This is a genomic window from Streptomyces sp. NPDC002773, assembly GCF_040295605.1.
Classification (GTDB): domain Bacteria; phylum Actinomycetota; class Actinomycetes; order Streptomycetales; family Streptomycetaceae; genus Streptomyces.
On sequence record NZ_JBEOVO010000003.1, the window covers coordinates 39,625 to 66,314 of the forward strand.

Genomic DNA, 26,690 nt, shown 5'->3' on the forward strand with positions numbered 1-26,690 from the left:
GGTCGGCCCTCTTCAGCCGGTTCGGCGGGACCGGGACCGGGCCAGCCCGCCGAGGGCCACGGCGACAAGCCCCACCACCACGGCCACGTAGGCGCCGCCGAGCCCGTTGCCGGTGCCGAGGCCTCCCTCGGCGGTGGCAGCGACCGAGGCGCCGACGGCCACGGCGATCAGGCCCGCCGCCAGCGCCACGGCGGAACCGTTCCGCCCGGCCCAGCTGACCACGCGGCCCCGGCCGCTCGGACGGGCCAGGGCGAGGGCGCCGCCGACCGCGCCGAGGAGGCCGGTCAGCGCGGACAGCGAGGCTCCGACGCGGCCGACGCTCACGGTGGACAGGCTCGCGGCGACCGGCTGGACGGAGGCCTCCGCGGCCGCCGGCCCCGCGAACGCGAGGCCGCCGATCACGACGGCACCGGCCACGGCGACCACGGTCGGCACTGCCGTACGGGCTGAACGGGGTGAACGGTCTGAACGGCCTGAACGGGCTGACATGAGGTGCTCCTTCTCCTCAGGGGGACGGGACGGACCCGAGCATGTCCGCAGGACCCGCCCCGCGTCGTCCAGCGAACGCGGACACTGTGGGCTGCCGTCGCCGCCGTACCCCGCTGCCGCAAACGCCGCAGGATTCGTGCGACTACCGCGCACGCGGTAGTCGGGCGCTCCTCCGTGAGCGTGATCCGCCCCCGACCCCGCCCGGCTAGGGTGCGCCCATGAGCACAGGGCGGTTCGGTTTCCGGGCCGGAGCAGAAGCCGGAGCAGCAGACGGGGTGATCGCCGTCGGAGTCGCGGCGGCGCTCCTCGCCACCGGGATGTCCGAGCGCGACGCGACCACAGGCCTCGACCTGCTCGGTTACGCGCTGCTCGCGGCCGGGGGACTCGCGCTGGCCGCGCGCCGCCGCGCTCCGGTCGCCGTCCTGGCCGTCACCGGGCTGTGCGCGGTGGGCTACCAGACGGTCGGCTTCGACGTGCCCGTCGTCGCGTACCTGTTCGCGGTCTACGCGGCCGTACGAGCGGGGCACCGCACCGCCACGGTGGTGGCGAGCGTGGCCATGCTGACGGCGCTGCCGCTCGCGGCCCTGGTCGCGGGGCCGCTCGACGTGGGCGGGGCGCTCGCGCGGTCGCGGGACGCCCTCGAGCTGGCCTGGCTGATCGCCGCGGGTGCCGCGGGGGAGGCGTTGCGGCAGTCCGAGCGGCGGGCGGAGGAGGCGGAGCGTACCCGGGAGGAGACCGCGCTGCGCCGCGCCGACGAGGAACGGCTGCGTATCGCGCGCGAGTTGCACGATTCGCTCACCCACCAGATCTCGATCATCAAGGTGCAGTCCGAGGTCGCCGTCCATGTGGCCCGCCGGCGCGGCGAGAAGGTGCCGGAGGCCCTCCTGGCGATCCAGGAGGCCGGGCGTGCGGCGACCCGGGAGCTGCGGGCGACCCTGGAGGCACTGCGCGACGACGACACGTCCCCGCCGCCCGGGCTCGACGACGTCCCCGACCTGGTGGCCCGTGCCCGGCTGACGGGTCTGGCCGCGACGCTGACGATCGAGGGGCGGCGCCAGGACGTGCCGGCCGCGGTGGGCCGTACCGCCTACCGGATCGTGCAGGAGTCGCTCACCAACGTCACCCGGCACGCGGAGGCGGCGACGGCGTCGGTCCTGATCGACTGCCGGCCCGACTCCCTGACCGTACGGGTCGACGACGACGGTGCGGCCGCGCCGGCTCCGGCACCTGCCACCGCCCCGACACCTGGTGTGGGGCTCCTGGGCATGCGCGAACGGGTCACCGCACTCGGTGGCCGGCTGAGCGCCGGACCGCGCGGCGCGGGCGGCTTCACCGTCCACGCCGAACTCCCCGTGGAACGTGCGTCGTGATCCGTGTCCTGCTGGTCGACGACCAGCCGCTCATCCGCAGCGGATTCCGCGCCCTCCTCGACCTGGAGGACGACATCGAGGTGGTGGCCGAGGCCGGCGACGGGGAGGAGGGCCTGGCTCTGGCCAGGAGACACCTGCCCGACATCGCGCTCGTCGACATCCAGATGCCGGTGATGGACGGCATCGAGACGACGCGGCGCATCGCGGCGGACCCGGCCCTCGCCGGGACGCACGTCGTCATCCTGACCAACTACGGCCTCGACGAGTACGTCTTCCACGCGCTGCGCGCCGGCGCCGCCGGATTCCTCGTCAAGGACATCGTGCCGGAGGACTTCCTGCACGCCGTACGGGTCGCGGCGCGCGGCGACGCCCTGCTCGCTCCCTCGATCACCCGCAAGCTGATCGACAGGTACGTCACCCAGCCGCTTCCGGGCGGCGCGGTCACGGGCCTCGACGAGCTGACCCAGCGCGAACGCGAGGCCGTCGTCCTGGTCGCGCGGGGCCTGTCCAACGACCGGATCGCCGCTCACATGGTGATCAGCCCCATGACCGCCAAGACCCACGTCAACCGGGCGATGGCCAAGCTCGACGTCCGTGACCGGGCCCAGCTCGTCGTCCTCGCCTACGAGTCCGGTCTCGTGACCCCGCGCGAGACCGCCTGACCCGGCGGCCGCGGGGTCAGGCGGGGGGGGGAGGGGGAGGGCCTCAGCCCTGGCCGTTGCCCGCCGTGTTCGCCAGCGCCGTCGAGAGTTCGCGGGCGACCTGCTGGAGGATCGGAACGATCTTCTCCGTGGCCGCCTCGGTCACCCGGCCCGCCGGGCCCGAGATGGAGATCGCCGCGGCGGTGGGCGAGTTGGGCACCGACACCGCGAGGCAGCGGACTCCTATCTCCTGCTCGTTGTCGTCGACCGCGTACCCCGTCTCGCGGACCGCGACGAGCGCGTCGAGGAAGCCGTCCGGCGTGGTGATCGTCTTCTCGGTCGCGGCGGGCATGCCGGTACGGGCCAGCAGCGCGCGGATCTCCTCCGCCGGGGTGTGCGCGAGGAGCGCCTTGCCGACGCCGGTCGAGTGCGGCAGCACCCGCCGGCCGACCTCGGTGAACATCCGCATCGAGTGCTTGGACGGCACCTGCGCCACGTACACGATCTCGTCGCCGTCGAGCAGCGCCATGTTCGCGGTCTCGCCGGTCTCCTCGACGAGCCGCGCGAGGTACGGGCGGGCCCAGGTGCCGAGGAGGCGGGAGGCGGACTCGCCGAGCCGGATGAGCCGGGGGCCGAGCGCGTACCGCCGGTTGGGCTGCTGGCGCACATAGCCGCAGGCGACCAGGGTGCGCATCAGGCGGTGGATGGTGGGGAGCGGGAGTCCGCTGCTGGCGGAGAGCTCGCTCAGCCCGACCTCGCCCCCGGCGTCGGCCATCCGCTCAAGGAGGTCGAAGGCACGCTCAAGGGACTGGACGCCCCCGCTCGCGGCGGGTTTGGCGGCGTCGGTGGTGCTGGCGCTGGACGTCGGCACGTCAACGGTCCTTTCGAGGCAGGCGGGCAAGGCAGCAGCCTACCGGGCCACCGGCCGGGGCACCCGGCCCCGGTGCCGGTGTACGGGCCGGTCAGGGGGTGTTTGTCCGGTGTCGGGGAGGGCTCGGCGGGGTCCGGCTCTGCCCCGCATGTGTGGAGCTACGTTCTACTGTACGGAATTCTGTTTCCACTTTGTGGAAACATCCAAGACGGGTTCGTCAGTGGCCGATGCTGGAAGTGTGCCCTTGACGACATGTCGCCCGGAAGTGAAGACTCCTTTTCAACAGTTCGTTGAATTTCTCAGTTTTCGCTGCGAGTCACTTGAAGAGAGGGGTACGGGTGGACGTCAACCTGGTCCTGCGCTCGACGCGTGTCATCACCCCCGAGGGGACACGCCCGGCGTCGATCGCCGTCTCCGGAGGGACGATCGCGGCCGTGCTGCCGTACGACGCCGAGGTACCCGCCGGCGCCCGGCTCGAGGACGTCGGCGACGACGTCGTCCTGCCCGGACTCGTCGACACCCACGTGCACGTGAACGACCCCGGCCGCACCGAGTGGGAGGGCTTCTGGACCGCCACCCGCGCGGCCGCCGCCGGTGGCATCACCACCCTGCTCGACATGCCCCTCAACTCGCTGCCGCCGACCACCACCGTGGAGAACCTGCGGACCAAGCAGGACGTCGCCCGCGCCAAGGCGCACATCGACGTCGGCTTCTGGGGCGGCGCCCTGCCCGACAACGTCAAGGACCTCCGGCCGCTCCACGACGCCGGTGTCTTCGGCTTCAAGTGCTTCCTGTCGCCCTCCGGCGTCGACGAGTTCCCCGAGCTGGACCAGGAGCAGCTGGCGACCTCGCTCGCCGAGATCTCCGGCTTCGACGGCCTGATGATCGTGCACGCCGAGGACCCGCACCACCTCGCCGCCGCGCCCCAGCGCCCGGGCGGCGCGTACGCCGACTTCCTCGCCTCCCGCCCCCGGGACGCCGAGAACACGGCGATCGAGAACCTGGTCAACCAGGCCCGCCGGCTCAACGCCCGCGTCCACGTCCTGCACCTCTCCTCCTCCGACGCGCTGCCGCTGATCGCCGCCGCGAAGGCCGAGGGCGTCAAGATCACTGTCGAGTCCTGCCCGCACTTCCTCACGCTCACCGCCGAGGAGATCCCGGACGGCGCCACCGAGTTCAAGTGCTGCCCGCCCATCCGCGAGGCCGCCAACCAGGACGCGCTCTGGCAGGGACTCGCGGACGGCACGATCGACTGCATCGTCTCCGACCACTCGCCGTCCACCGCCGACCTCAAGACCCCCGACTTCGCGTCCGCCTGGGGCGGCATCTCCTCCCTCCAGCTCGGCCTCCCCGCCATCTGGACCGAGGCCCGCCGCCGCGGCCACACCCTGGAGGACGTCGTCCGCTGGATGTCCGAGGGCCCGGCCCGGCTCGCCGGACTCACCCGCAAGGGCGCCATCGAGGCCGGCCGCGACGCCGACTTCGCCGTCCTCGCCCCGGACGCCACCTTCACCGTCGACCCGGCGGAGCTCCAGCACCGCAACCGGATCACCGCCTACGCGGGCAAGACCCTCAGCGGCGTCGTCACCTCCACCTGGCTGCGCGGAGCGCGGATCGTCGACCACGGCACCCTCGCCGAACCCTCCGGCCGCCTCCTCGAAAGGACCAACTGACGTGTCCGTCATACCCAGCTTCACCGGTGACGCGAGCCCCTACGGCGGCGGCGACCCCTACGCCGACTACCGGACGGCCGACTTCGACTTCACCCGGTACGCGGACCTCGCCGACCGGCGCCTCGGCGCGGGTGTCATCGCCGCCAACGACGAGTTCTTCGCCGAGCGCGAGAACCTCCTCAAGCCCGAGGCCGCCGAGTTCGACCCCGAGCACTTCGGCCACAAGGGCAAGATCATGGACGGCTGGGAGACCCGCCGCCGCCGCGGCGTCTCCGCCCAGCAGCCGCACCCCACCGAGGACGACCACGACTGGGCCCTCGTACGGCTCGGCGCGCCCGGTGTCATCCGCGGCATCGTCCTCGACACGGCCCACTTCCGCGGCAACTACCCGCAGGCCGTCTCCGTCGAGGCCACCTCCGTCGCCGGCTCGCCCTCGCCCGAGGACCTCCTCGCCGACGACGTGAAATGGACGACGCTCGTCCCGCGCACCGCCGTCGGCGGCCACGCCGCCAACGGCTTCGCCGTCGACATCGAGCAGCGCTTCACCCACCTGCGCGTCAACCAGCACCCCGACGGCGGCATCGCCCGCCTCCGCGTGTACGGCGAAGTCGCCCCCGACCCGGCATGGCTCGGCGTCCTCGGCACCTTCGACCTCGCGGCCCTGGAGAACGGCGGGCAGGTCGAAGACGCCTCCGACCGCTTCTACTCCCCGGCCACCAACACCATCCAGCCGGGCCGCTCCCGCAAGATGGACGACGGCTGGGAGACCCGCCGCCGCCGCGACAAGGGCAACGACTGGATCCGCTACCAGCTCGCCGCCGAGTCCGAGATCCGCGCCGTCGAGATCGACACCGCGTACCTCAAGGGCAACAGCGCCGGCTGGGCCGCCCTCTCCGTCGCCGCCGAGGGCTCCGACGAGTGGACCGAGATCCTGCCCCGGACCCGCCTCCAGCCCGACACCAACCACCGCTTCGTGCTCGGCACCCCGGCGGTCGGCTCCCGCGTCCGGGTCGACATCTACCCCGACGGCGGCATCTCCCGCCTCCGCCTCTTCGGCTCCCTCACGGAAGCCGGCACGGCACGCCTGACCGCCCGCCACCAGGAACTCGGCGGCTGACCCCCCTGAACTGGGCGGGCACGACACCCCGCCCGGCCCCACGAGGGCGCACCGACCGACAGCACCGGTGCGCCCTCCCCCTCTTTTCAGGGCTCGGTTCGCCTCCGGGGCGCTGGAGCCGGGCTCACACACCCGACCGTGCTCGCCCCCTCGTTCCTCGGGGGCTGCGCGCGCTCGGGTGTGTTCCCCCGGCGCGCCCCTTCGGCTCACTCGCCCCCCTTTTGAGGCTCGTTCGTCTCCGGGGCGCCGAAGCCGGGCTCACGGCCCCGACCGTGCTCGCCTCCTTCGTTCCTCAGGAGGCTCCGCGCGCTCGCGGCCGTTCCCCCGGCGCGCCCCTTCGGCTCACTCGCCGGTTCTGGGGTGGCGGGAGGGGCGAGGCGCAACGGCGGGCGCCCGGCGTCCGGGGCCCGCCTCCGGGTTACGCCGCGTGGCCGCCGTCCACCGCGAACTCGGCTCCCGTCACGTACCGGCCCCCCGGGCCCGCCAGGAAGGCGACCATCGCGGCCACCTCGTCCGGGGTGCCGAAGCGACCGAGCGCCGTCATGGCCGCCTGGCCCTCCGCGTACGGGCCGTCCGCCGGGTTCATGTCGGTGTCGATGGGGCCGGGGTGCACGATGTTGGCCGTGATGCCGCGGCCGCCCAACTCCCGGGCGAGCGACTTCGTCAGGCCGATCAGCGCCGACTTGCTCGTCGCGTACAGCGTGCCGCCAGGACCCGGCACCCGCTGCGTCATGCAGGTGCCGATCGTGACGATCCGGCCGCCCTCCGGCAGCCGCGCGGCCGCCGCCTGCGAGGCGAGGAACGCCGCCCGGACGTTCACCGCGAGGACCCGGTCCACGTCCGCCAGGGTCAGCGACTCCAGCGGGCCGAGGACCCCGGCACCCACGCTGTTCACGAGGACGTCGAGCCGGCCCAGGGCGTCCGCCGCCCACTCCACCGCCCCCGCCGCGTCCCCGGCGTCGGCCGCGTCGGCCCGCAGGGGGAGCGCCCTGCGTCCGGCCGCCTCGATCCGCGCGGCGACCTCCTTGGCCCGTACCTCGTCCTGGACGTAGGTGAAGGCCACGTCGGCGCCTTCCTGGGCGAGGCGGACGGCTGTCGCCGCGCCGATTCCCCTGCTGCCGCCCGTCACCAGAACCGCCGTGCCGTTCATCGTGGACATCCCGAACCTCCGTGAGAAAGACCTAAGTGGTTGCGGGTTCAATGAAAGCCGTCCGCGTGTCCGGACGCTGGCGGGAATCGGACCCCGACCCGGACCCCGCCCCCGACCACCGATGACTTTCGCCGAGCTGTGCCGTCTGCACTGGTGAGACACGATGGACCGGAGACGAAAGGGCACCACCATGGCCACGCTCAGCCTCACCCAGTTCCTCACCCTCGACGGCGTCCACCAGGCCCCCGGCGGCCCGGACGAGGACCCCAGCGGCGGCTTCGAGCACGGCGGCTGGTCCGTGCCGTACGGCGACGAGGACTTCGGCCGGTTCGTCGAGGAGGTCTTCGCCCGGCCGACGGCCTTCCTCCTCGGCCGCCGTACGTACGAGATCTTCGCCGGCTACTGGCCGAAGCAGACCGACCCCGCCGACCCGGTCGCGAGCAAGCTCAACGCCCTCCCCAAGTACGTCGCCACCACCACCCTCGACTCCGCCGACTGGGCCGGAACCACCCTGCTCCGCGGAGACGTCGTCAAGGAGGTCGCCGCCCTCAAGGAACGCACCGACGGCGAGATCCAGATGCACGGCAGCGCGGGACTCGCCCGGACGCTCCTCGACCACGACCTGATCGACACCCTGCACCTGCTCGTCTTCCCCGTGGTCCTCGGCACCGGCCGCCGTCTCTTCTCCGACGGCGTCCAGCCCGCCGCCTTCCGGCACACCGCCGCGCGGACCACCGGCTCGGGCATCGCCATCCACACGTACGAACTGGCGGGCCGCCCCACGTACGGCAGCTACTGACACGGCCGCCACCCACGGAAAGGTGTAGCCACCACAGGCCGGGCCGGGTACGGTGAGCGCTCCGCGTGCGAGCCGTTGAAGTCTCCACCCCACCTTGAGAGTTGGAGAACCGGCCCGCCATGTCTGCCACGTCCCCCGTCGCCGCGCCCGTTTCCCTCGGCGCCCCCCGCCGCGCCTGGCTCACCGATCTTCCCGTCCTGCTCGTCGCCGTCGTCTGGGGCGCCAGCTATCTCGCGGCCAAGGGCATCACCACCACCCACACCGTCATCGCGGTCCTCGTGCTGCGGTTCGCGGTGGTGCTGCCCGTCCTCGTCGTGGCCGGCTGGGCCAGGCTGCGGGCCCTGAGCGCGGCCCAGTGGCGCGGCGCCGCGACCCTCGGGCTGATCCTCAGCGGGATCTTCCTCCTGGAGACCTACGGCGTCGTCCACACCTCCGCCACCAACGCCGGTCTGATCATCAGCCTCACCATGATCCTCACCCCCCTCGCCGAGGCCGCCCTCACCCGGGTGGCCCCGCCCCGCGCCTTCCTCGCCGCCGCCGCGCTCTCCGTCACCGGCGTCGTCCTCCTCACCCAGGGCGGCGGGTTCACCGCCCCCTCCCTCGGCGACCTGCTCATGCTGCTCGCCGCCGTCGCCCGTACCGTCCACGTCCTTGCCATGTCCCGCACCAAGGCGGTCCAGGACGCCGACTCGCTCTCCCTCACCACCGTCCAACTCGGCGCCGCCGTCGCCGTCTTCGCCGTCATCGCGGCCTTCCCCGGCACCGGTGCCTCGCCCTGGGCGGTGGCCCTCGACTTCGGCCCCCGCGAGTGGGCAGGGCTGATCTTCCTCTCCGTCTTCTGCACGCTCTTCGCCTTCTTCGTGCAGATGTGGGCGGTCCGCCGCACCTCCCCGTCCCGGGTCAGCCTCCTCCTCGGCACGGAACCGCTCTGGGCCGCGGCCGCGGGCATCGCCCTCGCCGGAGACCGCCCCGGCGTCCTCGGTCTCGCGGGCGCGGTCCTCGTCCTCGCGGGCACCAGCTGGGGCCGCAAGGCCGCCGCCGCCCACGGCGCCGGCTAGATACCCCGACCGCGCCTCGGCACCGCGAGCAGCCGGCGACGCCGGGACCGGCCGGTCAGGACTTCACCACCCGGCTCGCCATGGTCGCGAGGGCTATGCCGAGGGCCGCGATCACGATGTTCGCGAACAACTCCCGTCCCTCCAGGAACCCCACGTTCTCCGTGAGGAACCGGGTCAGATTCATGAACCTGAACCAGCCGTCCGTCAGCTCGCGGATCACTCCGCAGACGCCCGCCACACAGAGCAGGGCCCCGAGACCCTCCAGAAAACCTTTCATGCCCCGATCATGGCGGGCAGCGGCGACCGGACGCGTCCGCCGCTCGTCTACGGCGGTCGATACGAAAGTATCGACCTGCGCGACTCCGGTAGCCCGACCGCCCGCACGACCGCTCGACCGCCCCCGAACTGCGTACATTGCGGATATGACTCGCACGGACCGGCAGCGCTGGCTGCTCCCCTCCCACCTGGTCGAACCGGGCGGGGACGGAGCGGCCCGGCCCCGCCGTACCGTCCGCGACTGGATCGTGGACACCTCGCTCTTCCTCCTCGCCGCCCTCGTCGGCCTGCTCGCCCTGGAGACCAGCGCCAAATACACCAGCGAGGCCGTCACCCTCACCGACCAGGTGATCGGCGCCGCCGCCTGCTGCGCCCTCTGGCTGCGCCGCCGCCGGCCCATGGGGCTCGCGGTCACGCTCGCCCTCGTGAGCAGCGTGGTGCCCGTCGCCGGCGGCGCCCTCCTGGCGAGCCTGTTCAGCCTCGCCGTACGCCGGCCGTTCCGTGAGATCTCCTGGGTCGCGGCCCTCGCCGTCGTCGGCTCGGTCGTGTCGGTCTTCGTCCGTCCCGACCCCGAGACCTCGACCGGGCTCAACCTCGCCCTCAGCCTGGTCCTCGTCCTCCTCGTCACCGCCTGGGGCATGCTCGTCCGCTCCCGCCGCCAACTCGTCGAGGCCCTCAGGGAACGCGCCCGCCGCGCCGAGGCGGAGGCCGAACTCCGCGTCGCCCAGGCCCAGCGGCTCGCCCGCGAGTCCATCGCCCGCGAGATGCACGACGTCCTCGCCCACCGGCTCACCCTGCTCAGCGTGCACGCCGGAGCCCTGGAGTTCCGGCCCGACGCCCCTCCCGAGCAGGTGGCCCGCGCCGCAGGCGTCATCCGCGACAGCGCCCACGAAGCCCTCCAGGACCTCCGCGAGATCATCGGAGTCCTGCGCGCGCCCGGCGAGAACGGCGACGGCGGCAACCGGCCGCAGCCCACCCTCGCCACCCTCGGCGCGCTGATCGACGAATCCCGCGAGGTCGGTGCGGACGTCGTCCTCGACACCACCGTCGACGACCCGGCGACCGTGCCCGCCGCCACCGGTCGCACCGTCTACCGCATCGCCCAGGAGGGCCTCACCAACGCCCGGAAGCACGCCCCCGGCACGACGGTCACCGTCACCGTGCGCGGCCGCCCCGGCGAGGGCCTCACCGTCGGCGTCCGCAACCCCGCCCCCGCCGGACCTGTCCCGCACGTCCCCGGTTCCGGCCAGGGCCTCATCGGCCTCACCGAACGGGCCGTCCTCGCCGGCGGCCGGCTGGACCACGGTCCCGCCCCCGACGGCGGGTTCGCCCTGCACGCCTGGCTACCGTGGCCCCCATGACCATCCGGCTGCTCATCGTCGACGACGACCCCCTGGTCCGTGCGGGCCTCACCCTCATGCTCGGCGGCGCCGAGGACCTGGAGATCGTCGGCGAGGGCGCCGACGGCAGCGAGGTCCCCGAACTCGTCGCCCGCCACGCCCCCGACGTCGTCCTCATGGACATCCGCATGCCCCAGGTGGACGGCCTCACCGCCACCGCCCGCCTCCGCGCCCACCCCGGCGCCCCCGAGGTCGTCGTCCTCACCACCTTCCACGCCGACGAGCAGGTACTGCGCGCCCTGCGGGCCGGCGCCGCGGGCTTCGTCCTGAAGGACACCCCGCCCGCCGAGATCGTCGCCGCCGTCCGCCGGGTCGCCACCGGGGACCCCGTACTCTCCCCGGCCGTCACCCGCCAGCTCATGACGCACGTCGCGGAGCAGCCCGAACAGCCTCGGCGCGCCGCGGCCGCCGACCGGCTCACCGCACTCGCCGCCCGCGAACGGGAGGTGGCCGTCGCCGTCGGCCACGGCCGCTCCAACGCCGAGATCGCGGCCCAGCTGTACATGGGCGTCCCGACGGTCAAGACCCACGTCAGCCGCGTCCTCGCCAAACTCGGCCTCAACAACCGCGTCCAGATCGCCCTCCTCGTCCATGACGCGGGCCTCCTCGACGAGGACGACCCGGCCTGAACCAGCCGGTGCGCCCGAGGCCCCTCGGCTAGGGTGCGGGGATGTCCGTCATCGAACTGGGGGAGTACGGCGAGGACTTCACCGCCGACCCGTACCCCTTCTACGCGAAGCTCCGAGCGGCCGGCGCCGTCCACCCGGTACGGCTCCCCGACGGTTACGAGTTCTGGCTGGTCGTCGGCCACGAGGAGGGGCGCGCGGCACTCGCCGACCCCCGGCTCGCCAAGTCCCCCTCCGTGATCGGCGTACGGCCGCCGGAGGAGGACCTCATCGGCGTCCACCTCCTCGCGGCGGACGCCCCCGACCACACCCGGCTCCGGCGCCTCGTCACGGGCGAGTTCACCGCCCGCCGGGTGGAGAGCCTGCGCCCGCGCGTCGAACGGCTCGCCGCGGAGCTCGTCGACGCGATGGAACCGGCCGGCCGCGCCGACATCGTCGACGCCTACGCGTACCCGCTGCCGATCACCGTCATCTGCGAACTCCTCGGGGTGCCCGCCGCCGACCGCGACACCTTCCGGCGCTGGTCGACCGAGCTCGTCACGCCCAGCGACGAGACGGCCCTCACCCAGGCCATGGAGAGCTTCGCCGGCTACCTCGACGAGCTCATCGAGGACAAACGGGCCGCGGGACCCGCCGACGACCTGCTCTCCGGCCTGATCGCCGCCCGCGCCGAGGACGGCGACCGGCTCTCCGGGCCCGAACTCCGGGCCATGGCCTACCTGCTGCTCATCGCCGGGCACGAGACCACCGTCAACCTCATCGCCAACACCGTCCGCAACCTCCTCACCCACCCCGAGGAGCTCGCCGCCCTGCGCGCCGACCCCGGCCTTCTCGACGGGACGATCGAGGAGTCCCTGCGGTACGACGGGCCCGTGGAGACGAGCACCTTCCGCTTCACCCGGGAGCCCGTCACCCTCGGCGGCGCCGACATTCCGGCGGGGGCGAGTGTCCTCGTGGCCATCGGGGCGCTCGACCGGGACCCGGCGCGCTTCCCCGACCCCGACCGCTTCGACATCCGCCGGGACACCCGCGGCCACCTCGCGTTCGGTCACGGCATCCACTACTGCCTGGGCGCGCCGCTCGCCCGCCTGGAGGGCCGGATCGCGCTCCGGACGCTCCTCGACCGCTTCCCCCGCCTGGAGCTCGACCCCGAGGGCCCGCCCTGGGAGTGGCTCCCGGGCCTCCTCATGCGCGGCGTCCGCCACCTCCCGGTCCGCTGGTAAGACGCCCGGCCCCGCCCCGCCCCGCCTCGTTGTGGGCATTCGTTCCGCTGGGGCGGAACGGGTGGGCACAACGGAACGGCGCCCCCTGCCGCGCCTAGGCCCCCGAGCCTGAACGTGCACCGACGGTGCGGCGCCGTAGTGGGTTGTGCCCACCCGTTCCGCCCTGCGGAACAGTTGCCCACAACGGTCGGGCGACCCGCCGCGCGCACGGGCCTTCGCCCCGCATGGGCGACGCCCACAACGGTCGGGCGACCCGCCGCCCGCGCTGGCCCTCGCCCCGCATCGGCGACCAACCGCGCCCCCCGCCTAGACGACCCGCCCGCCCCTCAACCCGACCCGCTCCCCCCCACCCGTACCGGCCGCCGCTCCCGCCGTGAGCGTTCGCACGCCTCGGCGATCCGCAGGGCCTCAAGGGCCTCACCGCCGTCGCACGGATTGGGGGCCTCGCCGCGTACGAGCCGGACGAAGGCGTCGAGCTCCGCCTCGTACGCGGGGGCGAACCGTTCCAGGAACCCCGGCCAGGGCTTTCCCGGCGCGGCCGGACCCCGGGGCTCCACCGAGGTGAGCGGAGTGCGGTCGTCCAGGCCCACCGCGATCTGGTCCCGGTCGCCCGCCAGCTCCATCCGGACGTCGTACCCGGCGCCGTTGCGGCGGGTCGCGGTCGCCGTCACCAGCGTCCCGTCGTCCAGGGTGAGGAGCGCGGCGGCCGTCGACACGTCCCCCGCCTCCCGGAACATGGCGGGCCCCGCGTCCGAGCCCGTCGCGTACACCTCCACGACCTCTCGCCCGGTCACCCAGCGGACGATGTCGAAGTCGTGCACCAGGCAGTCCCGGAAGAGACCGCCGGAGAGCGGCAGATACGCGGCGGGCGGCGGCTCCGGATCGGAGGTCGCCGCCCGTACGGTGTGCAGCCGGCCGAGCCGCCCCGACCGTACGGCCTCCCGCGCCGCCCGGTACCCGGCGTCGAAGCGGCGCATGAACCCCAGCTGGAGCTCGGTCCCCGCCTCCGCCACCGCCGTGAGCGCGGCCGTCGTCCCCGGCACGTCGAGGGCGATCGGCTTCTCGCAGAAGGCCGGGATCCCGGCGCCCGCCGCGCGGGCGATCAGCTCCGCGTGCGCGGCCGTCGCCGAGGCGATCACCACGGCGTCCAGGGCGTGGCCGAACAGCGCCGTCACGTCCGGGGCCGCCTCCACCCCGAGACCCCCGAGAGCCCCCGCGACCCCCGCCGCCCGGCCGGCGTCCGCGTCCGCCAGGACCAGGGACTCGACCTCCGGGTGGCGGGCCAGCACCCCCGCGTGGAAGCTCCCGATCCGTCCCGTACCGATGAGTCCGATGCGCATGGCCCCACCGTGGAGGCGCACGTCCCCGGTGTCAAGGATTTGTCAGGACAACCGGACGTCACGACTTCCCGTCATCAGCGCACCGGGCTACGCTCCCCCCGTGTCCAAGCAGTCCGGCTCCCCCCTGCCCCCGCTCGCCGTGGACCGCAGCAGCCCGGTCCCGCTCTACTTCCAGCTGGCCGGGCAGCTGGAGGACGCCGTGGCGGACGGGACGCTGACCCCGGGCACCCTCCTCGGCAACGAGATCGACCTCGCCACCCGCCTCGGCCTCTCCCGCCCCACCGTCCGCCAGGCCATCCAGACCCTCGTCGACAAGGGCCTCCTCGTCCGCCGCCGGGGCATCGGCACCCAGGTCGTGCACAGCACGGTCCGGCGCCCGCTCGAACTCAGCAGCCTCTACGACGACCTCGACGCCGCGGGGCAACTCCCCGCCACCCGCGTCCTCGTCAACCGTCTCGAAGCCGCCACCGCGCCGGTCGCGGCCGCCCTCCGCGTACCCGAGGGCAGCGAGGTCCGCTACCTCGAACGGCTCCGTACCGCGCACGGCGAGCCCATGGCGTACCTCCGCAACCACCTCCCGGCCGGGCTCGTCGAAGCGGACACCGAGCGCCTGGAGACCACCGGCCTCTACCGGATGCTCCGCGCCGCCGCGCTCACCCTGCACAGCGCCCGGCAGGCCGTCGGCGCCCGCGCCGCGACCGCCGAGGAGGCGGCGCTGCTCGACGAGCGGGAGGGCGCCCCGCTGCTGACGATGGAGCGCGTCACCTTCGACGACACCGGCCGGGCCGTCGAGTACGGCTCCCACCTCTACCGGGCCGCCCGCTACACCTTCGAATTCCAGCTGATGGTCCGTCCGTAACCGGGGAAGGAGGCGGGCACAAGGCCGCAGACGGCCCCCCTGACGAGCGCCGCGACCCGCATGACCGATACTGCAATGCACGCAGAAGGACACAAAGGAGGGCACGGCCTCGTGACCAGGCTTCGGACAGGAGGGGTACGCGCCGCAATCGGCGCCGTGCTCGCGCTCGCGCTGACAGGGGCGCTCGCCGGATGCAGCAGCACCGGCGGCAAGCGGGCGGAGGACGCCCGCAAGGCGGCGGAGGCCCAGGGCAGGGCGGCCGTCGACACCCCCCGCTGGACCTTCGCCATGGTGACCCACTCGGGTGACGGCGACACCTTCTGGGACATCGTCCAGAAGGGCGCCAAGCAGGCCGCCGCCAAGGACAACATCAACTTCCTCTACGCCCACAACGACGAGGCGCAGCAGCAGGCGCAGCTGATCGACTCGTACGTCGCCAAGGGCGTCGACGGACTGATCGTGACCCTCGCCAAGCCCGACGCCATGAAGGCCGCCGTCGAGAAGGCCGTCAAGGCCGGTATCCCGGTGATCACCGTGAACTCCGGCGCCGAGCAGTCCAAGGCGTACGGCGCGCTCACCCACATCGGCCAGGACGAGACCGTCGCGGGCGAGGCCGTCGGCGAGGAGCTCGACGAGCGGGGGAAGAAGAAGGCGCTCTGCGTCCTGCACGAGCAGGGCAACGTCGGCCACGAGCAGCGCTGCGCCGGGACGAAGAAGACCTTCGGCGGCGAACTGGTCAACCTGTACGTCGACGGCACCAACATGCCCGACGTCAAGGCCTCCATCGAGGCCAAGCTCCAGTCCGACCAGGACATCGACGCCGTCGTCACCCTCGGCGCCCCCTTCGCCGACACCGCCGTCCAGGCCGCCAAGAGCGCCGGCAGCAAGGCCGAGGTCGACACCTTCGACCTCAACGCCAAGGTCGCCACCGCCCTCAAGGCCGGCACCCTCGGCTTCGCCGTCGACCAGCAGCCCTACCTCCAGGGCTACGAGGCCGTCGACCTGCTCTGGCTGTACCGCTACAACGCCGACGTCCTCGGCGGCGGGAAGCCGGTCCTCACCGGCCCCCAGATCATCACCAAGGACGACGCCGCGAAGCTCGTCGAGTACGCGGAGCGGGGCACCCGATGAGCAGCTCCACCGCCCCACCCTCGGACGGCGTCGACCACGTCGACGAACGGCTGCTCCGTACCTCCCCGCTGAAGAAGCTCCTCGCCCGCCCCGAGCTCGGCTCGGTCGTCGGCGCGATCGCCGTCTTCGTCTTCTTCTCGGTGGTCGCCGACAGCTTCCTGAAGGCCTCCAGCCTCGGGACCGTGCTCTACGCGGCCTCCACCATCGGCATCATGGCCGTCCCCGTCGCTCTCCTCATGATCGGCGGCGAGTTCGACCTGTCCGCCGGCGTCCTCGTCACCAGCTCGGCGCTGATCTCCTCGATGTTCAGCTACCAGATGACGGCGAACGTCTGGGTCGGCGTCGGCGTCTCGCTGCTGGTCACGCTGGCCGTCGGCGCCTTCAACGGCTTCATGCTGACCCGTACGAAACTGCCCAGCTTCATCATCACGCTCGGCACCTTCCTCATGCTGACCGGCCTGAACCTGGGCCTCACCAAGCTGATCAGCGGCACCGTCTCCACCAAGACCATCGCCGACATGGAGGGCTTCTCCTCCGCCCGGAAGCTGTTCGCCTCGCAGCTGACCGTCGGCGGCGTCGAGTTCAAGGTCACCATCCTGTGGTGGCTCGGCCTCGTCGCCCTCGCCACCTGGATCCTGCTCCGCACCCGCTTCGGCAACTGGATCTTCGCCGTCGGCGGCGGCGCCGACGCGGCCCGCGCGGTCGGCGTCCCCGTCTTCCGGACGAAGATCGGCCTCTACCTGGGCGTGGCCTTCTGCGCCTGGGTCTCGGGCCAGCACCTGCTCTTCTCCTTCGACGTCGTCCAGTCCGGCGAAGGCGTCGGCAACGAGCTCATCTACATCATCGCGGCCGTCATCGGCGGCTGCCTCATCACCGGCGGATACGGCTCCGCCATCGGTTCCGCCGTCGGCGCCCTCATCTTCGGCATGACCAGCAAGGGCATCGTGTACGCCGAGTGGAACCCGGACTGGTTCAAGTTCTTCCTGGGAGCGATGCTCCTCCTGGCGACCCTGCTCAACGCCTGGATCCGCAAGCGCGTGGAGGCCACCAAGTGACGACGGCCCTGAACACCGAGTCCGCTCCCCTCGTCGAGCTCGACGACGTCAGCAAGTACTACGGCAACATCCGCGCCCTCGAAGGCGTCTCCCTGGAGGTCCGCTCCGGCGAGATCACCTGCGTCCTCGGCGACAACGGCGCCGGCAAGTCCACCCTCATCAAGATCGTCGCGGGCCTTCACCGGCACGACGCCGGCGTCTTCCGCATCGAGGGCGAGGACGTCACCCTCGCCAACCCGCGCGACGCCCTCGACCGGGGCATCGCCACCGTCTACCAGGACCTCGCCGTCGTCCCCCTCATGCCGGTCTGGCGGAACTTCTTCCTCGGCTCCGAGCCCACCAAGGGCTCAGGCCCCTTCAAGCGGCTCGACGTCGGCCTGATGCGGTCCACCACCCGCGAGGCCCTGCTCCGCATGGGCATCGACCTGCGCGACGTCGACCAGCCGATCGGCACCCTCTCCGGCGGCGAGCGCCAGTGCGTGGCCATCGCCCGCGCCGTCCACTTCGGCGCCAAGGTCCTCGTCCTCGACGAGCCGACCGCCGCCCTCGGCGTCAAGCAGTCCGGAGTCGTCCTCAAGTACGTCGCCGCCGCCCGCGACCAGGGTCTCGGCGTGGTCCTCATCACGCACAACCCGCACCACGCCTACCTCGTCGGCGACCGCTTCGTCCTCCTGAAGCGCGGAGTGATGGCCGGCAGCCACACCAAGGGCTCCGTCACACTCGACGAGTTGACCCGGCAGATGGCCGGCGGCACCGAGCTGGACGACCTCCGCCACGAACTGGAACGGCCCTCCGCGACGTGACCGCGGCCTCCCCGATGTAGCGGCCTCCTCACCCCCCACCTGGCAGAATCGGAGCCGATGAGTACCTACCGTGACCTCGCGCACCGGGGCTCCGCCCGCGGCACCGTGCTGCGGACCGTCGGCACCCGGGAGCGGCGCTCCCACCTGACGGCGCCCCGGGTGCCGACCGTCGGCATCGACATCGGCGGTACGAAGGTGATGGCCGGTGTCGTCGACGCCGACGGCAACATCCTGGAGAAGCTCCGCACGGAGACCCCGGACAAGTCCAAGAGCCCCAAGGTCGTCGAGGACACCATCGTCGAACTGGTCCTCGACCTCTCCGACCGGCACGACGTGCACGCCGTCGGCATCGGCGCGGCCGGCTGGGTCGACGCCGAGCGCGCCACGGTGCTCTTCGCCCCGCACCTCGCCTGGCGCAACGAGCCCCTCCGCGACGCCCTCCAGGGCCGCCTCGCCGTCCCCGTCATGGTCGACAACGACGCCAACACCGCCGCCTGGGCCGAGTGGCGCTTCGGCGCCGGACGCGACGAGGACCACCTCGTCATGATCACCCTCGGCACCGGCATCGGCGGCGCCATCCTGGAGGGCGGCCAGGTCAAGCGCGGCAAGTACGGCGTCGCCGGCGAGTTCGGCCACATGCAGGTCGTCCCCGGCGGACACCGCTGCCCCTGCGGCAACCGCGGCTGCTGGGAGCAGTACAGCTCCGGGAACGCCCTGGTCCGCGAGGCCCGCGAGTTGGCCGCCGCCGACTCACCGGTCGCGTACAACATCATCGAACGGGTCAAGGGACACATCCCCGAGATCACCGGACCGCTCATCACCGAGCTAGCCCGCGAGGGCGACGCCATGTGCGTCGAGCTGCTCCAGGACATCGGCCAGTGGCTCGGGGTCGGCATCGCCAACCTCGCCGCCGCCCTCGACCCCTCCTGCTTCGTCATCGGCGGCGGCGTCTCGGCCGCCGACGACCTGCTCATCGGTCCCGCGAGGGACTCCTTCCGCCGCCACCTCACCGGCCGCGGCTACCGCCCCGAGGCCCGTATCACCCGCGCCCAGCTCGGCCCCGAGGCCGGCATGGTCGGCGCCGCCGACCTCGCCCGGCTCGTCGCCCGCCGCTTCCGCCGCGCCAACCGGCGCCGGGTCGAGCGGTACGAACGGTACGAGCGCTACGCCCAGGCCCTGCGCAACGGGACCTCGGCCCTGGCCGCCCGTCCCCCCGAGGACCCGCCCTCATGACCGTGCCCCGCCAGTCCCTCCCGCCGCGCGACACCCGGGACAAGCTGCCCGAGGACCGCCGGCACATGATCCGCCGCCGCTGGCTGACCGCCGTCATCATCGTGCTGCTCGTCGGCATCCCGGCCGGCTACCTCGTCGTCTCCGCCGGCCAGAGCCGGGACAGCGGCCGCGACAAGGAACGCGAGTCCTCCGCGGCCGGCCTCCAGGACAACTGGCCCTCGCTGATGAAGCGCCGGGTCTTCGAGGTCCCGGTCCCGGCCGGGTCCTGGGACGTCGCCTACTACGAGACCAGCAACTGGCGGACGAGCCGGCTGTACGTCCAGTTCACGACCACCGCCGCCGGCCTCGACGCCTACCTGGCCGAGTCCGGTACGAGCCGCGCCGCGCTCACACCCGGCCGGATCACCGTCGGCGAGCGCGACGCCGACATCGTCGGCTGGAACTTCGTCGAGGGCGTGGACTGGGCGGGCACCACGGTGAAGCGCGAGGCACCGCGCCCGACCACCGACATCACCGTCGACCTCACGGACCCCGCCTTCCCGCGCGTCCACACGGTCTCGACGACCAGCCCCTGACCCCCCGAGGGGGTCGCACTCGCGTGCCCCGCGCCGGACGGTCGTCATTCCCACAGATGTTCCCCTCGCCGTGAGCGGTGCGGTGTCTTGACCGGCTCCGGGGCCCGCCTTCAAATGATCGGACGCTCCGTCAACACCCCTGCTCCGATGGGTAGCCGCCGTGAGAAGACTGGCCTTCTGGGCATCCGCGTTCATGGCCCTGGCCCTGGCCCTCGCCGTACCGGCCGCGGCCGGGACCGGGACCGCGGCGCCGCCGGACCCCACCGCGGCGGCCGCCGACGGGCGGTCCGCCTTCGCCGCCGGCCCGGCCAGAGCGGCGCTCGTCCGCCTGCTGCCCCGCCACGCGTCCCAGTTCACCCTCGTCCCGGTGAGCCGCCCCGCCTCGGGCGACTACTTCACCGTCTCCGGCCGCGCCGGCGCGCCGCGGATCGAGGGCACCAGCCCCGCCGTCCTCCTCAGCGGCGTCAACTGGTACCTGAAGTACACCGCGAAGGTCGACATCGGATGGCCCGGCGACAGCACGGCGAAACTGCCCCGGATCCTCCCCGCCCCCTCCGGCACCGTCCGCAAGGACGCGTCCGTGCCCCACCGCTTCGCGCTCAACGACACCGACGACGGCTACTCCGGCGCCTACCGCGACTGGGCCGCGTACGAGAAGCAGATCGACCTGCTCGCCCTGCACGGCGCGAACGAGGTCTTCGTCCAGATGGGCGCGGACGCCGTCTACCACCGGACCTTCCAGGAGTTCGGCTACTCCGATGACGAACTCCGGTCCTGGATCCCCGGCCCCGCGCACCAGCCGTGGTGGCTGATGCAGAACATGGCGGAGTTCGGCGGCCCCGTCTCCGAACGGCTGCTCGACGACCGCGCCGCGCTGGGCCGCAGGATCGCGGACCGGCTGCGCCAGCTCGGCATGACCCCCGTCCTGCCCGGCTACTTCGGCACCGTGCCCCCGTCCTTCACCGCGCGGAACCCCGCGGGACCCGTCGTCCCGCAGGGCCGCTGGGTCGGCTTCGACCGGCCCGACTGGCTCGACCCGCGCAGCCCGGTGTACGCCCAGGTCGCCGCCTCCTTCTACCGCCACCAGCGCCACCTCATCGGCGACTCCGCGATGTACAAGATGGACCTGCTCCACGAGGGCGGACGTCCCGGGGACGTCCCCATGGGAGAGGCCGCCAAGGCCGTCATGAACGCTCTCCAGACCGCGCGCCCCGGCGCCGTCTGGACCCTGCTCGGCTGGCAGAAGAACCCCTCCACGCAGATCATCGACGCCGTCGACAAGAGCAGACTCCTCATCGTCGACGGTCTGTCGGACCGCTTCGACGGGCTCGACCGGGAGACCACCTGGCACGGCGCGCCCTATGCCTTCGGCACGATCCCCAACTTCGGCGGTCACACCACCATCGGCGCCAACACCGCCGTCTGGGCGGACCGCTTCGACGCGTGGCGCTCCAAGCCCGGCAGCACCCTGAAGGGCATCGCCTACCTGCCGGAGGGCACCGGCCAGAACCCCGTCGCCTACGAGCTGTTCACCGAACTGGCCTGGCGCACCGGGCCGCTGGACCACCGGGCATGGTTCGCCGCGTACGCCGAGCGGCGCTACGGAGGCGCCGACCCGCACGCCGCCAAGGCCTGGGAGCTGCTCCGCGGCGGCCCGTACAGCACTCCGTCCGGCGCCTGGAGCGAGCCCCAGGACAGCCTGTTCACCGCCCGCCCCCGGCTGACGGCGACCAAGGCGGCCAGCTGGGGGCCCACGGGCATGCGCTACGACGCGGGCACGGTACGGCGGGCGCTGACCGAACTGCTGCGGGTCGCCCCCGGCCTGCGGACCACCGACGCCTACCGCTTCGACCTGGTCGACGTCGCACGGCAGGCCCTCGCCAACCACAGCCGGACCCTGCTCCCGCGGATCAAGACCGCCTACGACGCCAAGGACCTTCCCCGGTTCCGGCAGCTGGCCACCGAATGGAAGGGCCATCTCACCCTCCTCGACCAACTGCTCGCCACGGACCGCCGGTTCCTCCTCGGCCCCTGGCTCGAGGACGCCAAGGCCTGGGGCGGCACCGAGCAGGAGCGGGCCGCGGCCGAGTTCGACGCCCGCTCCGTCCTCACCACCTGGGGCCACCGCTCCGGCAGCGACGCGGGCGGCCTCCACGACTACGCCAACCGGGAATGGTCCGGGCTCGTCTCCGACTTCTACGCCGTGCGCTGGACGGCGTACCTCGACTCCCTCGACACCGCCCTCGCCACCGGCCGGGCCCCGGTCGCCATCGACTGGTTCGCCGTCGAGGACGCCTGGAACCATCAGCGTGACCCGTACCCCGTCCGGACCTCGGGCGACCCGGTGGCCCTGGCCACCGCCGTACACGAAGCCCTGCCCGCCCCCCAGCCGGCCCAAGCCGCCACCGACCCGGCAGGGACGCTCCACCAGTGGCGCCGCGCCCCTGACCGGGCGGCACTCAACTAGGCGGGGGCAGGGCCTGTTCCGTCCAGATCGTCTTCCCGTACCGGGTGTACCTGCTGCCCCACCGGTCGGTGAGCTGCGCGATCAGGAAGAGGCCCCTGCCGCCCTCCTCCGAGGCCTGTGCGCGGCGCATACGGGGCTGGGTGCTGCTGCGGTCGGAGACCTCGCAGATCAGTGACGCCGCCCGGATCAGCCGGAGTTCGAGCGGACCGCCCGCGTAGCGGATGGCGTTGGTGACCAGCTCGCTCGCCACCAGCTCGGTGGTGAAGGCCAGTTCGTCCAGGCCCCACCGCGAAAGCTGCTCCAGTACGCGCTCCCGGGCCTCCGCCACCACCGACGGGTCCGCCGCGAACGTCCATGCGGCGGTGTCCCGTCCGGGGACCGCCCGGGTCCGCGCGAGCAGAAGCGTCACGTCGTCCGACAGCGGGCCCGGAACGAGCTGGCGCACCACCTCGGGCCCGGCCTCCTCCAGCGGTCGGCCGAGGGCGACCGCCGCGGACAGCGCGTTCCCGAGCGCCGCCATGCCCAGGTCGAGGTCGGCGTGCCCGCGGCGCTCGATCAGACCGTCGGTGTAGAGCGCGAGGACGCTGCCGTCCGCCACCTCCGTCTCGACCGGCTCGAAGGGCAGCCCACCGACGCCGAGCGGCGGACCCGGACTGACGTCGAGGTAGCCGACGGTGCCGTCCGGGGCCACCAGGGCCGGCGGCGGATGCCCCGCGCTGGCCGCGAGGCACCGCCGGGTCACCGGGTCGTACGTCACGTACAGGCAGGTGGCACCGAACGAGCCGTAGGCGGTCTCCGCCCCCGGGGTACGGGTCGCCTCACCGGCCTCGATCACGAACTGCGACACGAGGTCGTCCAGGTGGGTGAGCAGCTCGTCGGGTTCCAGGTCGAGGTCCGCGAGCGTCCGTACGGCGGTGCGCAGCCGCGCCATGGTCGCGGTGGCCTGGAGACCGTGGCCGACGACGTCGCCGACGACGAGCGCGACCCGCGCGGAGGAGAGGGGGATGACGTCGAACCAGTCGCCGCTGACCCCGTTGGCCGTGTCGGTCGGGAGGTAGACGCTCGCGGTGTGGACCGCGACGGTGTCGGTCGTCGGTGACGGCAGCAGACTGCGCTGCAGGCTGATCGCGGCGCTCCTCTCGCGGTTGTACCGGCGGGCGTTGTCCACGACCAGGGCGGCCCGCGAGGCGATCTCGTCGAGCAGGGCGAGGTCCTCGGGGGCGAACGGCGGCCGGCCCTCGCCCCGCCCGACCTGGATCCGGCCGAGGAGCAGCCCCCTGGCCCGGAGCCACGCGCTCATCCCGTACGGGGAGGCGACGGGATCGACGCCGGCACCGGCGTCGAGCAGCCCGGGGGAGCCCCCGGCCGCGGCCACCCGGCGCAGGGAGTCGCCGGGGTCGTGCTCGGAGCCCGGTTCCTCGAAGGTGAAGACGGCCTCCGCGACATCCACGACCGCCACGTCGGCCAGGCCCGGGACGAGCACCTCGACCAGGTCCCGGGTCGTCTCCTCCGCGGAGAGGTTGGCGCTCAGCGCCGCCGTCGCGCGGTGCAGCAGGTCGAGCCGGCGCCGCGAGAGCCGTTGCTCCGTGACGTCGAGGAACATGGCCGTGACCCCCGCGACCCCGCCGTCCGTCCCCTGGAGGCGGAACGCGGAAAGCGCCAGGATCCGGCCCGTGCCCGGGTCGACCTGCGTGTGGACCTCCACGTCGACGGAGACCAGCGGAGCCCCGGTCGTCAGCACCTCGCGCAGCCGCGCGTCGATCGCCCGGGCGTCCGACTCCCGGAGGAAGTCCGTGAGCCGGGCCCCGTACAGATCGGCGGGAATACCCGTATAGGGCAGGAGGGGGGTGTTCGTCCGGACCAGCCGCAGCTCCTTGTCCAGGACGGCGAGGCCGACCCGCTCCTGGAGGAACAGCTCCCGCATGAAGGCATGGCCCTGACGCCACTGCGCGACCAGGGCGCGCGGGGCGGCGAGGACCAGGAACTGGCGCGCGTCGCCGGCGTCCCGTCCGTCGTCGAGCGGCAGGACCCGGAACAGCACGTCGCCGCCGCCGTCCGGAGCGAGTTCCGCACGGCCCTCCCAGACCGGTCCGTCCTGCTGCGCCATGACCGTCCGCCAGCTCCCGGGGTCCGCGAGCAGGTCGGGGACCCGCAGCCCGCGCAGGTCCCGCGCCGTGCGGTTCAGGAGCGCCTCCGCGGCGGGGGTGCAGCTCAGAACGGTCCCCTCGGCGTCCACGACGAGCCCGGCCGCGTGCCCGGCGTCGAGGGGGTCGTCGTTCGTGCGGGCCATCCGGGTGCACACTCCGTTCCACGCCTGGTCACCGGCGAGGACCGCGGCTCATCGCCACTCTGCCCGCGCGCCCGCTCCTCGGCACGCCGTCAGGGCCCGAATGGCGGGGAGTGGGATGCGCCGAGGCATGCGCCGGGCCGGGTCGGCCCGTACGAGTCCCGTAGGAGTCCGTACGAGTCCCGTGCGAGTTTCGTACGGGTCAGCCGACGGCGAGCACGCGCAGGAGCCGTGCCACCTCCGCGGCGACGGCGTCGCGCGCCGGGCCGAGGTACTTCCGGGGGTCGGCGGCATCGGGGTGGGCGTCGAGGTGGTCGCGTACCTTCCGGGTGAAGGTCTTGTTGAGGTGGGTGGAGACGTTCACCTTGGTCATGCCGGCCGTGACCGCCTTGGCGAGGTCGTCGTCGGCGACCCCTGACGATCCGTGCAGGACGAGCGGCACGCCCACGGCGGCCCGCAGCCGGGCGATGAGGCCGAAGTCGAGGACGGCGTCGCGGGTGAGCATGGCGTGCGAGCTGCCCACGGCGACGGCGAGGGCGTCCACGGCGGTCGCCGTGACGAACGCGGCGGCCTCGTCCGGGTCGGTACGGACGCCGGGGGCGTGGGCGCCGTCCTTGCCGCCGACCTCGCCCAGTTCCGCCTCGACCCACACGCCCGCGCGGTGGCAGTGGTCCGTGATCTCCCGGGTCGCCGCCACGTTCTGGGCGTACGGCAGCGTGGAGGCGTCGAACATGACGGACGTGAAGCCGAGGTCGACGGCCTCGCGGACCAGGTCGGCCGATTCGGCGTGGTCGAGGTGGACGGCCACCGGGACGTCCGCCGCGCGGGCGAGGGCGAGGGACGCGAGTCCGATCGGGGCGAGCGAGCCGTGGTAGCGGGCGGTGTTCTCGCTGATCTGGAGGATGACGGGCAGTCCGGCGCTCTCCGCCCCGGCGACGATCGCCTCGGCGTGCTCGATCTGGACGACGTTGAACGCGCCGACCCCGGACGTCCTCCCGTACGCGGGAGCGACGATCTCGTCAGTGGCGGACAGGGGCATGGCTTCTCTCCACGGGAACGGAGGTACGGAAGGGGGCGCGGGGACGTCCGGCCCCGGAGGTACGCAAGGGGGCGCGGGGACGTACGGTGCCGGAGGGACGACCGGCGTCGTCAGGCGGACGGGTCTTCGAGGATCACCGAGCGGGTGAGGTTGCGCGGCCGGTCGGGGTCGAAGCCCTGAGCCTCCGCGAGCCGGACGGCGAGCCGCTGGGCCAGGACGAGGTCCGCCAGCGGGTCGAGAGCCCCGGGCTCGTCGCCGGACCCGGCGACGAGCGTGCCGCCGACGCGGGCGACGTCGTCGGCGAGACCCGCCGGGGTCGGGCCGAAGACCCAGGTCACCCGGCCGGGGCCGGTGATGCTGATCGGGCCGTGCCGGTACTCCATGGCCGGGTACGCCTCCGTCCACGCGCCTGCGGCCTCGCGCATCTTCAGGCCGGCCTCCAGGGCGAGCCCGTAGGTCCAGCCGGTGCCGAGGAAGGTGAACTGCTCGGCGGCGCACACATCGCCGTCGAGGTCCAGCGCGAGGGCCCGCCGTACGTCGGAGACCGCGCGGTCGAGCGGCAGTACGCCGGCCGGCAGCGCGTCCTCCGCCTCCAGGTGCGCGCGCAGCAGGGCGAGCACGGTGGTGGCGAACCGCGTCTGCACCACCGACTCCTCGTCGGCGAAGTCGAGTACGGCGACGGCGTCGGCCGCCCGCATGACGGGGGTCTCCGGGTCGGCGGTGATCGCACCGGTCGGCGTGGTGCCCTTCAGCCGGGCCAGGAGGTCCAGGACCTCGGTCGTGGTGCCCGAGCGGGTGATCGCGAGCACGCGGTCGTAGCGGCGCCCGTGCGGAAACTCGGACGCGGCGAAGGCGTCCGTCTCGCCGTGGCCGCCACGCTCGCGGAGCTCGGCGTAGGCCAGGGCCATGAACCAGGAGGTGCCGCAGCCGACGACGGCGACGCGCTCGCCGCGCCGGGGCAGGACGTCGGCGTGCCGGGCCGACGACTCCTTCACCCGCAGCCAGGTGTCGGGCTGCGAGGCGATCTCGACCGAGGTACGGGACGACGCTGTGGTGGTCATGGGGAACGGCTCCTTCGGAGGACGGGCCACACACCCCTGACTGGTGCGTGAAAACGTATGGTGAGCGCTTGCTTCAATCAATTGCAAGCATATTTGGTGCGAGAAGTATGGCGGAACGGTGGCTCATGGTCCAGAGGGCAGGCCGTG

The 26,690-nt window shown here is 73.2% G+C and carries 24 protein-coding genes; 16 read left to right on the plus strand and 8 right to left on the minus strand.

The window, feature by feature from the left end; translation table 11 throughout:
• Positions 1-12: 12 nt before the first annotated feature.
• Complete coding sequence (locus tag ABT034_RS05390; protein ID WP_351211481.1) at positions 13-417, minus strand: DUF6223 family protein; 405 nt, start codon at positions 415-417, stop codon at positions 13-15.
• Positions 418-707: 290 nt separating this feature from the next.
• Between ABT034_RS05390 and ABT034_RS05395 the strand changes: the two genes are divergently transcribed.
• Complete coding sequence (locus ABT034_RS05395; RefSeq protein ID WP_351211483.1) at positions 708-1,859, plus strand: sensor histidine kinase; 1,152 nt, start codon at positions 708-710, stop codon at positions 1,857-1,859.
• On the plus strand, positions 1,856-2,521 hold the full coding sequence (locus ABT034_RS05400) for a response regulator (protein WP_351211485.1): 666 nt from the start codon (positions 1,856-1,858) through the stop codon (positions 2,519-2,521). Before ABT034_RS05395 ends, ABT034_RS05400 begins: the two co-directional genes overlap by 4 nt.
• A 43-nt stretch (positions 2,522-2,564) precedes the next feature.
• Here ABT034_RS05400 and ABT034_RS05405 read toward each other — a convergent pair whose 3' ends face one another.
• On the minus strand, positions 2,565-3,371 hold the full coding sequence (locus ABT034_RS05405; RefSeq protein WP_351211487.1) for an IclR family transcriptional regulator: 807 nt from the start codon (positions 3,369-3,371) through the stop codon (positions 2,565-2,567).
• 338 nt (positions 3,372-3,709) lie between these two features.
• Between ABT034_RS05405 and allB the strand changes: the two genes are divergently transcribed.
• Entirely contained in the window at positions 3,710-5,044 is a 1,335-nt protein-coding gene (allB, locus tag ABT034_RS05410; RefSeq protein ID WP_351211489.1) for an allantoinase AllB, read from the plus strand.
• Between the two features lies 1 nt (position 5,045).
• Positions 5,046-6,161 carry an allantoicase gene (alc, locus tag ABT034_RS05415; RefSeq protein ID WP_351211491.1) on the plus strand — a complete coding sequence of 372 codons (1,116 nt, stop codon included), beginning with the start codon at positions 5,046-5,048 and terminating at the stop codon, positions 6,159-6,161.
• A gap of 418 nt (positions 6,162-6,579) precedes the next feature.
• Here alc and ABT034_RS05420 read toward each other — a convergent pair whose 3' ends face one another.
• A complete protein-coding gene (locus ABT034_RS05420; protein ID WP_351211493.1) occupies positions 6,580-7,320 on the minus strand; it encodes an SDR family NAD(P)-dependent oxidoreductase in 741 nt (246 codons plus the stop codon).
• Positions 7,321-7,501: 181 nt separating this feature from the next.
• On the opposite strand from ABT034_RS05420, the gene ABT034_RS05425 reads away from it, so the two are divergent.
• Both ABT034_RS05425 and ABT034_RS05430 read left to right on the plus strand, forming a co-directional pair.
• The gene (locus ABT034_RS05425) at positions 7,502-8,110 is read left to right on the plus strand and encodes a dihydrofolate reductase family protein (protein WP_351211495.1); all 609 of its coding nucleotides are present in this window, start codon (positions 7,502-7,504) and stop codon (positions 8,108-8,110) included.
• Positions 8,111-8,229: 119 nt separating this feature from the next.
• Positions 8,230-9,168, plus strand: coding sequence for a DMT family transporter (locus tag ABT034_RS05430; RefSeq protein WP_351211497.1), 939 nt, complete (start codon positions 8,230-8,232; stop codon positions 9,166-9,168).
• Positions 9,169-9,223: 55 nt separating this feature from the next.
• Here the strand turns inward: ABT034_RS05430 and ABT034_RS05435 are convergent, their stop codons facing one another.
• Positions 9,224-9,445, minus strand: a complete 222-nt coding sequence (locus ABT034_RS05435; RefSeq protein WP_351211499.1) for a hypothetical protein — start codon at positions 9,443-9,445, stop codon at positions 9,224-9,226.
• A gap of 145 nt (positions 9,446-9,590) precedes the next feature.
• Here ABT034_RS05435 and ABT034_RS05440 point away from each other — a divergent pair, with 145 nt between their 5' ends.
• From ABT034_RS05440 to ABT034_RS05450, 3 genes are read left to right on the plus strand one after another with little or no spacing between them, the layout of a single operon-like run.
• Positions 9,591-10,805, plus strand: a complete 1,215-nt coding sequence (locus ABT034_RS05440; protein ID WP_351211501.1) for a sensor histidine kinase — start codon at positions 9,591-9,593, stop codon at positions 10,803-10,805.
• Positions 10,802-11,473 carry a response regulator gene (locus tag ABT034_RS05445; protein ID WP_351211502.1) on the plus strand — a complete coding sequence of 224 codons (672 nt, stop codon included), beginning with the start codon at positions 10,802-10,804 and terminating at the stop codon, positions 11,471-11,473. The genes ABT034_RS05440 and ABT034_RS05445 overlap by 4 nt, the downstream gene beginning before the upstream one ends.
• 41 nt (positions 11,474-11,514) lie before the next feature.
• Complete coding sequence (locus ABT034_RS05450) at positions 11,515-12,693, plus strand: cytochrome P450 family protein (protein ID WP_351211504.1); 1,179 nt, start codon at positions 11,515-11,517, stop codon at positions 12,691-12,693.
• Positions 12,694-13,019: 326 nt separating this feature from the next.
• On the opposite strand, the gene ABT034_RS05455 is transcribed toward ABT034_RS05450, so the two are convergent.
• Entirely contained in the window at positions 13,020-14,033 is a 1,014-nt protein-coding gene (locus ABT034_RS05455) for a Gfo/Idh/MocA family protein (RefSeq protein ID WP_351211506.1), read from the minus strand.
• 139 nt (positions 14,034-14,172) lie between these two features.
• Here ABT034_RS05455 and ABT034_RS05460 point away from each other — a divergent pair, with 139 nt between their 5' ends.
• The 7 genes from ABT034_RS05460 to ABT034_RS05490 all read left to right on the plus strand — a co-directional run bounded on the left by ABT034_RS05460 (position 14,173) and on the right by ABT034_RS05490 (position 22,156).
• Positions 14,173-14,892 carry a GntR family transcriptional regulator gene (locus tag ABT034_RS05460; RefSeq protein WP_351212049.1) on the plus strand — a complete coding sequence of 240 codons (720 nt, stop codon included), beginning with the start codon at positions 14,173-14,175 and terminating at the stop codon, positions 14,890-14,892.
• Positions 14,893-15,003: 111 nt separating this feature from the next.
• On the plus strand, positions 15,004-16,023 hold the full coding sequence (locus ABT034_RS05465) for a sugar ABC transporter substrate-binding protein (RefSeq protein ID WP_351211508.1): 1,020 nt from the start codon (positions 15,004-15,006) through the stop codon (positions 16,021-16,023).
• Entirely contained in the window at positions 16,020-17,078 is a 1,059-nt protein-coding gene (locus ABT034_RS05470) for an ABC transporter permease (protein ID WP_351211510.1), read from the plus strand. The genes ABT034_RS05465 and ABT034_RS05470 overlap by 4 nt, the downstream gene beginning before the upstream one ends.
• Positions 17,075-17,881: an ATP-binding cassette domain-containing protein gene (locus ABT034_RS05475; RefSeq protein WP_502972801.1), complete on the plus strand. Its 807-nt coding sequence runs from the start codon at positions 17,075-17,077 to the stop codon at positions 17,879-17,881. The genes ABT034_RS05470 and ABT034_RS05475 overlap by 4 nt, the downstream gene beginning before the upstream one ends.
• 57 nt (positions 17,882-17,938) lie before the next feature.
• Positions 17,939-19,114, plus strand: a complete 1,176-nt coding sequence (locus ABT034_RS05480) for an ROK family glucokinase (protein ID WP_351211512.1) — start codon at positions 17,939-17,941, stop codon at positions 19,112-19,114.
• On the plus strand, positions 19,111-19,689 hold the full coding sequence (locus ABT034_RS05485) for a hypothetical protein (RefSeq protein ID WP_351211514.1): 579 nt from the start codon (positions 19,111-19,113) through the stop codon (positions 19,687-19,689). The genes ABT034_RS05480 and ABT034_RS05485 overlap by 4 nt, the downstream gene beginning before the upstream one ends.
• A gap of 160 nt (positions 19,690-19,849) precedes the next feature.
• Complete coding sequence (locus ABT034_RS05490; RefSeq protein ID WP_351211516.1) at positions 19,850-22,156, plus strand: alpha-N-acetylglucosaminidase; 2,307 nt, start codon at positions 19,850-19,852, stop codon at positions 22,154-22,156.
• Here ABT034_RS05490 and ABT034_RS05495 read toward each other — a convergent pair.
• From ABT034_RS05495 to ABT034_RS05505, 3 genes are all read right to left on the minus strand, one after another.
• Positions 22,149-24,446 (minus strand): ATP-binding SpoIIE family protein phosphatase, encoded by a 2,298-nt coding sequence (locus tag ABT034_RS05495; protein ID WP_351211518.1) that lies wholly within the window; start codon positions 24,444-24,446, stop codon positions 22,149-22,151. The genes ABT034_RS05490 and ABT034_RS05495 overlap by 8 nt on opposite strands.
• 199 nt (positions 24,447-24,645) lie before the next feature.
• Positions 24,646-25,482, minus strand: a complete 837-nt coding sequence (locus tag ABT034_RS05500; RefSeq protein ID WP_351211520.1) for a class II fructose-bisphosphate aldolase — start codon at positions 25,480-25,482, stop codon at positions 24,646-24,648.
• Positions 25,483-25,592: 110 nt separating this feature from the next.
• Positions 25,593-26,543: an SIS domain-containing protein gene (locus tag ABT034_RS05505; protein ID WP_351211522.1), complete on the minus strand. Its 951-nt coding sequence runs from the start codon at positions 26,541-26,543 to the stop codon at positions 25,593-25,595.
• Positions 26,544-26,690 lie beyond the last annotated feature (147 nt).